The sequence below is a fragment of the Cellulomonas massiliensis JC225 genome, assembly GCF_000312005.1.
Lineage (GTDB): Bacteria > Actinomycetota > Actinomycetes > Actinomycetales > Cellulomonadaceae > Cellulomonas > Cellulomonas massiliensis.
On sequence record NZ_HE978588.1, the window covers coordinates 1425223 to 1435455 of the forward strand.

The window sequence follows — 10233 nt, forward strand, 5'->3', positions numbered from 1 at the left end:
GCTCGACCTGCCGCGCGTGGACGAGCTCGCGCCGGGACGGCTGGAGGGCGCCGGGACGCCGGTGCCGGTGCCGCGCGCCGTCGCCGCGCTCGTGCCCGGCGTTCCCTCGTGGCTGGAGCACGAGGACCTGCGGGTCGACGGCGTCCCGGTCGAGTGGTGGGTGGACGAGGCGGGCCGCCCGCACGCCGTGCACCTCGCCGGCCTCGCGGCCGCGCTGGCGCAGCGGACCGGCCGCTGGTCGCTGCGGCACGCGCTCGAGGTCGCGCTGGTGCAGCCGGGGCGCGCCGCGGAGGTCGCCCTCGACGCCGCCTGGGAGGGCTGAGCTCAGGCGCGCCGCGGCCGCGCGGCCAGGCGCAGCGCGAGCACGCCCAGCAGGGCGCCGAGCGTGTTCATCGCGACGTCTTGCAGGGTCGCGACGCGCGTCGGGAGGAACGCGAGCTGCAGCGTCTCGATGAGCGCCGACGTGAGGCAGCCGGCGACGACGACCAGCCACGTGCGCCGCTGCAGCGCCCCCACGAGCAGGCCGAACGGCACGAACATGACGACGTTCGCGAGCGCCTCGACCAGCGCGAACGTCACCGCCACGCCCCGCGCGCGCAGCCACGCGGCGGCAGCCCGGACGGCGTCGAACGCGGAGTCCGGCGCGAGGTCGGGACGCAGCGTCACCCAGGCGACCGCGGCGAGGTAGACCACGAGCAGGGCGACGAGCGTGCGGCGGCGCGGCCCTCGGCGCATCGGGTGGGGAGGCGTCGGGTCAGGGGGTCGGGCGGCGGGGCGCCGACGCGTCGGCCTGCTTGCGGCGCGCGAGCGGCACGCCGACGAGGCCGAGCACCAGGCCCGCGACGCAGACCTGCGCGGGCTCCCAGCCGGTCGTCCCCGTCGCGGCCAGCAGCACGGTCACGACGAGCGCCACCAGCCAGGCGCCGCACCCGACGAGCATGACGCGCGCGAGGTCCACCGCGACCGGCGGCGGGGGCGCGTGGGTGTACTCGCGGCGCAGCAGGGTGGGCACGGGCCGAGCCTACGCGCCGCTCAGCGGCGGGCCGCCGCCACGATCGCGCGGACCGCGGGCGCGAGCTGGTCGAACGAGCGCCGGTAGAGCGCGGCGCTGCCGCCGTACGGGTCGACCACGTCGTCGTCGCCGGCGGGGAAGCCGCGCGCCGCCGCCGCGGCGGGCACCAGGGCCGCGAGCCGGTCCGCCGTCGTCGAGTCGGCGCCCGGCAGCTGCGCGGGGTCGACCGCGGTGACGAGGCGGGCGAACTCCCGCAGGGTGAACGCGCGCCGGACGGCCGACGGCACGAGCTCGACCGCCGCCGCGCGGTGCCGGCGCGTGAGCGCCAGGACGAGGTCCGCCTCGGCGACCATCGCGGGGGTCAGCCGCCGGGCCACGAAGCCGTCCGTCACCGCGCCGTGCTCGCGCAGCAGCGCGGCCATGGGCGGGGCGATGGGGGAGCCGACGAGGGCCCCGGTGCCGGCGGAGGCCACGACGACCGCCGGCGCGAGGCCGCCGCCCTGCCCGCCCGGGTAGGCGGCCCCGAGGCCGAGGGCGAGCAGCCGCTCGACCGCCGGCGACCGGCAGATGTTCCCCGTGCAGACCGCGAGCACGCGCACGGGAGCGTGCGCGTCAGAGGGGGACATGCGTCCATCATGCCGAGCGCCGCGTCCCGCGGCCCGCCACGTCCACCGGTCGGCCCAGGCGCCCCACCGGCGGGTGACGGACGGACCGGGGCCAACCCGACGAGTCGCAGCTGGACGCGCGTCCGGCTCTGCGCCGAGCGGTGTACACGTCGGAAACACAGGTCTGCCACACTCCGCGCATGGCTTCCACCACCGACCAGGCGGCCCCGCGTAGCGCGCCGCCGACGAACGCGATCGACCGCTTCTTCAAGATCTCCGAGCGTGGCTCGACCATCGGCACCGAGATCCGCGGCGGTCTCGTGACGTTCTTCACGATGAGCTACATCATCGTCCTCAACCCGCTCATCATCGGCACGGTCCAGGACAACGGCTTCCAGGGCTCGTTCCTCGGCGGCGGTGCCGAGCCGAACCTGGCGAAGGTCGCCGCCGCGACGGCGCTGGTCGCCGGCGTGATGTCGATCCTCATGGGCGTCGTCGCGAACTTCCCGCTCGCGCTCGCCGCCGGCCTCGGCCTCAACGCGGTCGTCGCCTACTCGATCGCCGCGCTGCCCGGCATGACGTGGGCCGACGCGATGGGCATCGTCGTGCTCGAGGGCCTCATCATCCTGGTGCTGGTGCTCACCGGTTTCCGGCAGGCGGTCTTCCGCGCCGTGCCGCGCGAGATCAAGACGGCCATCAGCGTCGGCATCGGCCTGTTCATCGCCTTCATCGGCTTCGTGGACGCCGGCTTCGTGCGCATCCCCGCCAGCCTGGCCACGCCCGTCGAGCTGGGCATCGGTGGCTCGCTCGGCAGCTGGCCGCTGCTCGTCTTCGCGTTCGGCCTGCTGCTCGCGATCATCCTCATGGTCCGCAAGGTCAAGGGCGCGATCCTCATCGCGATCGTCGCGAGCACGATCCTCGCGCTGGTCGTCGAGCTCGTCGCCAACGTGGGCCCGAAGGTGCTGCCGGACGACGGCGGCGTCAACCCCGAGGGCTGGGCGCTCAACGTCCCGAAGCTGCCGGAGGACGGCGTCCTCGGGCTCGTCAGCACGCCGGACTTCGGCCTGCTGGGGCAGTTCTCGCTGTTCGGGTCGATCGAGAAGATCGGGCTCGTCGCGGTCGTCCTGCTGGTGTTCTCGATCATGCTGGCCGACTTCTTCGACACGATGGGCACCATGGTCGCCATCGGCGGCGAGGCCGGCCTCCTCGACGAGGAGGGCAACCCGCCCCGCACGCGCCAGATCCTCGTCGTGGACTCGATCGCGGCGGCCGCGGGCGGCGCCGGCAGCGTCTCCTCCAACACGAGCTACATCGAGTCGGCGGCGGGCGTCGGCGACGGCGCGCGCACGGGCCTGGCGGCCGTGACCACGGGCGTCGCGTTCCTGCTCGCCACGTTCCTGTCGCCGCTGGTCGAGATGGTGCCGTTCGAGGCCGCCACCCCGGCGCTCATCGTCGTCGGCTTCCTCATGGTCATGCAGGTGACCGGGATCGACTGGAAGAACTACGAGCTCGCGATCCCCGCGTTCCTCACGATCGTGCTCATGCCGTTCACCTACTCGATCACGGCCGGCATCGGCGCGGGCGTCATCACGTTCGTTGTCATCAAGCTCGCGGTCGGCAAGGTGCGCCAGGTGCACCCGCTCATGTGGGTCACCGCGGCGCTGTTCGTCGCCTACTTCCTGCTCGGGCCGATCAAGGCCCTGCTGGGCGTCTGAGCCACCGACGAGGGCGCGCCGACCGGCCGGTCGGCGCGCCCTCGTCGTCGCGCGAGGCGTCGTGTCAGACCCGTCACATCACCCGACGGCGGCGTGCCCGCGCCCACTACGCTCGGGACCCCGTCCGATTTCTCCAACGCTGGAGCGTCCCGTGCGTGTCTCTGTCATCGGTTGCGGTTACCTCGGCGCGGTCCACGCGGCCGCGATGGCGTCGCTCGGCCACGAGGTCGTCGGCATCGACGTCGACGAGCGCAAGGTCGCCGCGCTGCGCGAGGGTCGCGCCCCGTTCTACGAGCCCAGCCTGCCCGAGCTGCTCACCGAGGCGGGGGCCGGCGGGCACCTGACGTTCAGCACCGACATCGCCGACGCGCACGGCGCGGACGTGCACTTCGTGTGCGTCGGGACGCCGCAGATGACGGGCGAGTTCCGCGCGGACCTGTCGTACGTCGACGCGTCGGTCGGCTCGCTGGCGCCGTACCTGCGCCCGGGCGACGTGGTGGCGGGCAAGTCGACCGTGCCCGTCGGCACCGCCGAGCGGCTCGCCGAGCAGCTCGCGCCGACCGGGGCCGTGCTCGTCTGGAACCCGGAGTTCCTGCGCGAGGGCTTCGCGGTGCAGGACACGCTGCACCCCGACCGCCTCGTCTACGGCCTGCCGACGGACGACGACGGGGAGCCGACCGCCGAGGGCCGCAAGGCGCGCGACGTGCTCGACGAGGTGTACGCGACGCCGCTCGGCGAGGGCACGCCGCTCGTCGTGACGGACTACGCGACGGCGCAGCTCGTCAAGGTCGCCGCGAACTCGTTCCTCGCGACGAAGATCTCCTTCATCAACGCGATGGCCGAGCTGTGCGAGGCGACGGGCGCCGACGTGACCCGCCTGGCCGACGCGATCGGCTACGACGCGCGCATCGGCCGCCGCTTCCTCAACGCGGGCCTCGGCTTCGGCGGCGGCTGCCTGCCGAAGGACATCCGCGCGTTCATGGCGCGTGCCGGCGAGCTCGGCGTCAGCGACGCCCTGGGCTTCCTGCGCGAGGTGGACTCGGTGAACATGCGCCGGCGCGTGCGGGTGGTCGACCTGGCGCGCGAGGTGTGCGACGGCTCGATCGTCGGCCGCCGCGTCGCGGTGCTCGGGGCCGCGTTCAAGCCCGACTCCGACGACGTGCGCGACTCCCCGGCGCTGTCGGTGGCCGCGCAGATGCAGCTGCAGGGCGCGCACGTCACGGTGACCGACCCGCAGGCGATCGAGAACGCGCGCGCCAAGTGGCCTGACCTGCACTTCGCCACGACCGCGGTCGAGGCCGCGCAGGGCGCGGACGTCGTGCTCCTCGCGACGGAGTGGCAGGAGTACCGCGAGCTGGACCCCGACGCGCTCGCGTCCGCCGTCGCCCACAAGCGGATCCTCGACGGCCGCAACGTCCTCGACCCCGCGCGGTGGCGCGCCGCGGGCTGGACGTACCGCGCCCTCGGCCGGCCGTAGCGCCTCACCGCGACCCCGACGGGGCCCGTGCAGCGACCGCTGCACGGGCCCCGTCCGCGTGCGCGCCCGGCGGGAATGCGGCCGTGCGCGAGATCGTTAGCAGAAGTAATGAGATACGCTCACCATGTGCCCGCCGCCCCCTCCTCGCCCCAGCTGGCAGGAGAGCTGCGTGCCGCCGTGATCATGGCTGCCCGGCGCATCCGCGCCCAGCGAGGCGCGGCCGATCTCGCCGACCCGCAGTACTCCGTCCTCGTCCACCTCGACAAGCGCGGGCCCCTGACGCCCGGCCAGCTCGCCGACGCCGAGCGCGTCCAGCCGCCGACCATGACGCGCACCGTCAACTGCCTCGTCGAGCGCGGCCTCGTCGCGAAGGCCCCGCACGAGACGGACGGGCGCGTCGTCGTCGTGACGATCACGGACGCCGGCCGCCAGGAGATCGCCGAGACGCGGCGCCGGCGCACCGACTGGCTGGCCGCCCGGCTGCGGGCGATGACGCCCGAGGAGCGCGCCGTGCTGGCCGACGCCGCCCAGCTGCTGCGGGGGATCGCCGAGGCATGAGCACGTTCGCCTCCCTCTCCTTCCGCAACTACCGGCTCTGGTTCGCCGGCGCCCTCGTCGCCAACGTCGGCACGTGGATGCAGCGCGTCGCCCAGGACTGGCTCGTCCTCACGCAGCTGTCCGACGAGAGCGGCGTCGCCGTCGGTGTCACCACCGCGCTGCAGTTCGCGCCGTTCCTCGTCGTCGCGCCGCTCGCCGGCGTCATCGCGGACCGGGTCGACCGCCGCAGGCTGCTCATGGCGACGCAGGCCGCGCAGGGCGTGCTCGCGGCCGCGCTGGGCGTGCTCGTCCTGCTCGGGCACGCGCAGCTGTGGCAGGTGTACGTGTTCGCCGGGCTGCTCGGCGTGGTTTCCGCGCTCGACGCGCCCGTCCGGCAGACGTTCGTCGCGCAGCTCGTGCCCGCCGCCCGCCTGTCCAACGCCGTCGGGCTCAACAGCGCGTCGTTCAACGCCGCGCGGCTGGTCGGCCCCGGCGTCGCGGGCCTGCTCATCGCCTGGGTCGGCACCGGCTGGGTGTTCGTCATCAACGCCGTGAGCTTCGCCGCGACGATCGGCGCGCTGCTCGCGATGCGCGTCTCGGAGCTGCAGCCGATGCCCAGCGCGCCGCGCGCGAAGGGCCAGCTGCGCGCCGGCGTGCGCTACGTGCGCCGCCGCAGCGACATCCTGCTCATCATGGTCGTCGTCGGCGTGGTCTCGACCTTCGGCCTCAACTTCCAGCTGACGAGCGCCATGATGGCGCGCACCGAGTTCGGCCGGGGCGCCGGCGAGTACGGCGTGCTGGGCTCTGTGCTCGCGATCGGCTCGCTGGCGGGGGCGCTGCTCGCCGCGCGCCGGGAGCGCCCGCGGGTGCGGCTCGTGATCGGGTCGGCGTTCGCGTTCGGCCTGGCGACCGGCGCGATGGCGCTCATGCCGTCGTACCTCACGTACGCGCTCGCCTCGATCCCCGTCGGGCTGGCGTCGCTGACGATGATGACGGCCGCCAACGCCACCATCCAGATGAGCACGGACCCCGCGATGCGCGGCCGCGTCATGGCGCTCTACATGATGGTGTTCCAGGGCGCGACGCCCGTCGGCTCGCCCGTCGTCGGCTGGATCGGCGAGGCGTTCGGCGCCCGCTGGGCCATCGGCATCGGGTCGATCACCGCGCTGCTCGTCGCCGCGGGCGCCGCCCTGTGGGCCCGCCGCGCGTGGGACGTGCGCGTCCGGTACCACGTGATCGAGCGCCCCCACCTCGAGGTCGTCCACGGCGCGGGCGCCCGGCGGGCCGAGGTCGCGGTGGGCAAGGTCGCGGTGCAGGACGAGGCGGAGCGGCAGTCCGCCGCGTGAGCCGCCCGGGCGGCCGCGGGTGCGGACGGCACGGCGCCCGGGTGAAAGCCGCCCGGGTGGGGCCGCATCGGATGTCCGACATGTGACGATCGTCCCGTGACGAGCCCGACGACCGACGACCGGCCCGACGAGCGCGACCCCGCCGCGGCGGAGCCGCCCGCGCCGTCGGCCGCGGTCCGGCGCCGGCGCCGCACCGGGCGCGTGGTGCTCGTCGTCGCACTGGTGTTCGTCGTCGTCGTGCTCGCGCTCGGCTGGGTCGCGTTCCGCGCGGTGCAGGCGGCGGCCGCGCTGCAGGACGCGCAGGACGTGCTCGGGGACGCGGGCACGGACGTGACGTCCGGCGACCTCGACGCCCTGGAGGCCGCGCTCCCGGCGGCGCAGGACGCGACGGCGCGCGCCCGCGCGGCGTCCTCCGACCCGGTGTGGACGCTCGCGCAGCACGTGCCGTGGCTCGGGGAGCAGCTGCGGGCCGTCCGGACGGTCTCGGTGGCGGCCGACGATCTGGCGCAGGACGCCGTCCCGACGGTGGTCGAGGTGTCCCGCCTGCTCACGGCACCGACGATGCGCTCGGACGACGGGCGCCTCGACGTCGAGGCCCTCGCGCAGGCCGCGCCGCGCATCGCCGCGGCGTCGCAGGTCGCGCAGCGCGCCCACGAGCAGGTCGCGGCCCTCCGGACGGACCGCCTGGTCGACCAGCTCGCCGGGCCCGTCCGGACCGTCGACGACGGCCTCGGCCGGGTGGCCGCGGCCCTCGACGGCGCCCGCACGGTGAGCGCCCTGCTGCCCGGGATGCTCGGCGCCGACGGGGAGCGCACGTACCTCGTCCTCGCCCTCAACTCCGCCGAGCTGCGCGCCGCGGGCGGCATCGTCGGCACCGTCGTGGAGGTGCACGCCGACGACGGGCGGCTCTCGCTGGGGCGCACCCTCAGCACCGCCGACCTGCGCCCGCTGCCGGAGCCCGTGCTGCCGCTCAGCGACGCCGAGACGGCGCTGTACGGCGAGCGCCTGGGCCGCTGGGTCCAGAACGCGGTCTCGAGCCCGGACTTCCCGCGCGCGGCCGAGCTGGTGAGCGCCCGCTGGGAGCGCGAGACGGGGGACCGCGTCGACGGCGTCGTCGCGACCGACCCGGTGGCCGTCGCCGACCTGCTCGGCGTGCTCGGCGCCGTCCGGGTCGAGGGCGGTCCCCGCCTGACGCAGGACAACCTCGTCGAGGTGCTGCTGCACGACGCGTACCTCACCTTCCCCGACCCGGCGGACGCCGACGCCTACTTCGGCCGCGTCGCCGCCGCCGTCTTCGGCGACCTGACGACCGGCCGGGGCGACACGGTCGACCTGCTGCGCGTCGCGGGCGACGTCACGGCGGACGGGCGCGTGCGGGTCTGGTCGGCCCACGAGGACGAGCAGCGCGAGCTCGCGCGCACCGTGGCCGGCGCGGCGTTCCTCTCCGGCGACCACCCGGACGCGACGGGCCTGTTCCTGGACGACGCGACGACCGGCAAGCTCGACCTCTGGCTGCGCTCGCGCGTCACCGTCGAGGACCTGCGGTGCACGGGTGACGCGCCGACGGCGACCGTGCGGCTCGACCTGTCGTACGACCCGCCGGCCGACGTGGCGTCCTTCCCGACGTACGTGACGGGCTCCCGGGGCGACGACGTCCCGCGCGGCTCGCTGGTCACGACGGTCACGGCGTACGCGCCGCAGGGGGCGCCGCTCGGCGGAATCCGCCGTGGCAGCGCGGTCGTCTCGGCGGCGTCGGCGACCGTCGGCGACCGGGCGGTGCAGGCCGTGCAGGCGCGGCTCGAGCCCGGCGGATCGCAGCGGTACACGTTCGAGGTGCCGGTGCGGGACGGCCGCGTCGAGGTCTGGACGACGCCGACGACGTCCTCGACCGGCTACGTCACCGCGACCTGCGGCGACGCCGCGGGGGACTGACGCGCGCAGCGCCGCGCCGCCGGGCATCAGATCGGGTGAAACGGACAAAATCACCCGATCGGAGACGGCCCGAACGGCCCCGGAGGGGCGAGGATGAGGGCCTGAAATGTCCGGATCATCCGTTAACCGGGGAGCACCATGAACAAGCACCTCCGCGCGTGGGCGACGGTCGCCGTGGCGATCGTGGTCGGCGTCGTCGCGCCGGGTGTCGCTCACGCCGTGTCGCCCGCCGACGTCAGCCCGACGGCGAGCGCCAGCGCGACGGCCACACCCAGCGACGACCCGTCGTACGGCTGCCTCGGCGACACGGACGACTACGGCAACGACCTGCCCTGCGAGCTCACCGTCGAGTACGCGACGCCGGTCTGCGACGGCGACGTCCCGAAGCTCCAGTACAAGGTCACGGCGGTCGGCACGCCGAACACCACCGTGACGCTCACCTGGTCCGGCAACGGCCAGACCTACCAGCAGGCGGACCTGCCGCTGCAGGGCACGGTCCTGTGGCCCGGCGCCGTGGTGGACGAGAGCGGCAACGCCGTCGACTGGCCCGGCTGGACGCAGCTGTCCGACGGCACGTGGGTCGAGGGCGACGAGTTCGACTGGGTCCGCCCCGAGGTCGACGTGACGTTCCAGGTCAACCCCGAGGCGACGGTCCACGTGGCCTACCCGCCGTCGAGCCCCAAGTGCGCCGCCCCTCCGGGTGAGGAGGTGCTCCCCGTTCCTCCGGGCGAGGAGCCCCCGGGCGAGGAGGTCCTCGCGGCCACCGGCTCGACCGTCGGCCCGCTGGCCGCCGTCGGCGGTGGGGCGCTCCTGCTGGGTGCGCTGACCGTCGGGCTCGTGGCCTGGCTGCGCCGCCGCCACGCGGACGCCTGAGCCGTAGCACCAGCACGACGCACGAGGGCCGCCGGGTGATCCCGGCGGCCCTCGTCGCGTCCCGCTCCGGGCGGGAGCGGCGGGTGGTCAGTCGGCGAGCTGCTCCACGACCCAGTCGACGCACGCCGTCAGGGCGAGGACGTCCTCGGGGTCGACCGCGGGGTACATGGCGACGCGCAGCTGGTTGCGGCCGAGCTTGCGGTAGGGCTCGACGTCGACGACCCCGTTCGCCCGCAGGACCGCGGCGACGGTCGCGGCCTCGACGCCCACGAGGTCGACCGTGCCCACGACGGACGAGCGCACGGCCGGGTCGGCGACGAACGGCACGGCCCAGTCCCGGGCCTCCGCCCAGGAGTACAGGTGCCCGGCGGAGGTGGCCGTCCGGCGCGCGGCCCAGTCGAGGCCGCCCTGCTCGAGCATCCAGTCCAGCTGCTCGGCGAGCAGGACGAGCGTGGCGATCGCCGGGGTGTTGAGCGTCTGGTCCAGCCGCGAGTTGGCCACCGCCGTCGTCAGCGAGAGGAACTCCGGCACCCAGCGGCCGCCGCTCTCCAGCTCGGCCGCCCGCTCGACGGCCGCGGGGGACAGCGCGGCCAGCCACAGGCCGCCGTCGGAGGCGAACGACTTCTGCGGCGCGAAGTAGTAGGCGTCGGTCTGGGCGACGTCGACCGCGAGGCCGCCGGCGGCGGAGGTGCCGTCGACGACGACGAGCGCCCCCTGCTCGCGCGAGCCGGTGACG

The 10233-nt window shown here is 75.1% G+C and carries 10 protein-coding genes and 1 pseudogene; 7 read left to right on the plus strand and 4 right to left on the minus strand.

The window, feature by feature from the left end:
- Positions 1-322: pseudogene (locus HGCM_RS06785) on the plus strand (sacsin N-terminal ATP-binding-like domain-containing protein); the annotation flags it as partial.
- A gap of 2 nt (positions 323-324) precedes the next feature.
- On the opposite strand, the gene HGCM_RS06790 reads toward HGCM_RS06785, so the two are convergent.
- The 3 genes from HGCM_RS06790 to HGCM_RS06800 are packed head-to-tail and all read right to left on the minus strand — an operon-like array spanning position 325 to position 1638.
- Entirely contained in the window at positions 325-735 is a 411-nt protein-coding gene (locus HGCM_RS06790; RefSeq protein ID WP_019136100.1) for a VanZ family protein, read from the minus strand.
- A 19-nt stretch (positions 736-754) separates the two neighbouring features.
- The gene (locus HGCM_RS06795; protein ID WP_019136101.1) at positions 755-1012 is read right to left on the minus strand and encodes a DUF2530 domain-containing protein; all 258 of its coding nucleotides are present in this window, start codon (positions 1010-1012) and stop codon (positions 755-757) included.
- Between the two features lie 20 nt (positions 1013-1032).
- Positions 1033-1638 (minus strand): arsenate reductase/protein-tyrosine-phosphatase family protein, encoded by a 606-nt coding sequence (locus HGCM_RS06800; RefSeq protein WP_040398982.1) that lies wholly within the window; start codon positions 1636-1638, stop codon positions 1033-1035.
- A 179-nt stretch (positions 1639-1817) separates the two neighbouring features.
- Here HGCM_RS06800 and HGCM_RS06805 point away from each other — a divergent pair, with 179 nt between their 5' ends.
- From HGCM_RS06805 to HGCM_RS06830, 6 genes are all read left to right on the plus strand, one after another.
- Positions 1818-3332 carry an NCS2 family permease gene (locus HGCM_RS06805; protein WP_019136103.1) on the plus strand — a complete coding sequence of 505 codons (1515 nt, stop codon included), beginning with the start codon at positions 1818-1820 and terminating at the stop codon, positions 3330-3332.
- A gap of 151 nt (positions 3333-3483) precedes the next feature.
- Positions 3484-4809 carry a UDP-glucose dehydrogenase family protein gene (locus HGCM_RS06810; RefSeq protein WP_026075313.1) on the plus strand — a complete coding sequence of 442 codons (1326 nt, stop codon included), beginning with the start codon at positions 3484-3486 and terminating at the stop codon, positions 4807-4809.
- 126 nt (positions 4810-4935) lie between these two features.
- Positions 4936-5367: a MarR family winged helix-turn-helix transcriptional regulator gene (locus tag HGCM_RS06815; protein WP_019136105.1), complete on the plus strand. Its 432-nt coding sequence runs from the start codon at positions 4936-4938 to the stop codon at positions 5365-5367.
- Positions 5364-6692: an MFS transporter gene (locus HGCM_RS06820; RefSeq protein ID WP_019136106.1), complete on the plus strand. Its 1329-nt coding sequence runs from the start codon at positions 5364-5366 to the stop codon at positions 6690-6692. Before HGCM_RS06815 ends, HGCM_RS06820 begins: the two co-directional genes overlap by 4 nt.
- Before the next feature lie 96 nt (positions 6693-6788).
- Positions 6789-8624 (plus strand): DUF4012 domain-containing protein, encoded by a 1836-nt coding sequence (locus tag HGCM_RS06825; RefSeq protein WP_019136107.1) that lies wholly within the window; start codon positions 6789-6791, stop codon positions 8622-8624.
- 138 nt (positions 8625-8762) lie between these two features.
- Positions 8763-9497, plus strand: a complete 735-nt coding sequence (locus tag HGCM_RS06830; RefSeq protein WP_019136108.1) for a hypothetical protein — start codon at positions 8763-8765, stop codon at positions 9495-9497.
- 87 nt (positions 9498-9584) lie between these two features.
- Here HGCM_RS06830 and HGCM_RS17345 read toward each other — a convergent pair.
- The coding region (locus HGCM_RS17345; RefSeq protein WP_019136109.1) for an aminotransferase class V-fold PLP-dependent enzyme at positions 9585-10233 on the minus strand (649 nt) is incomplete at its 5' end.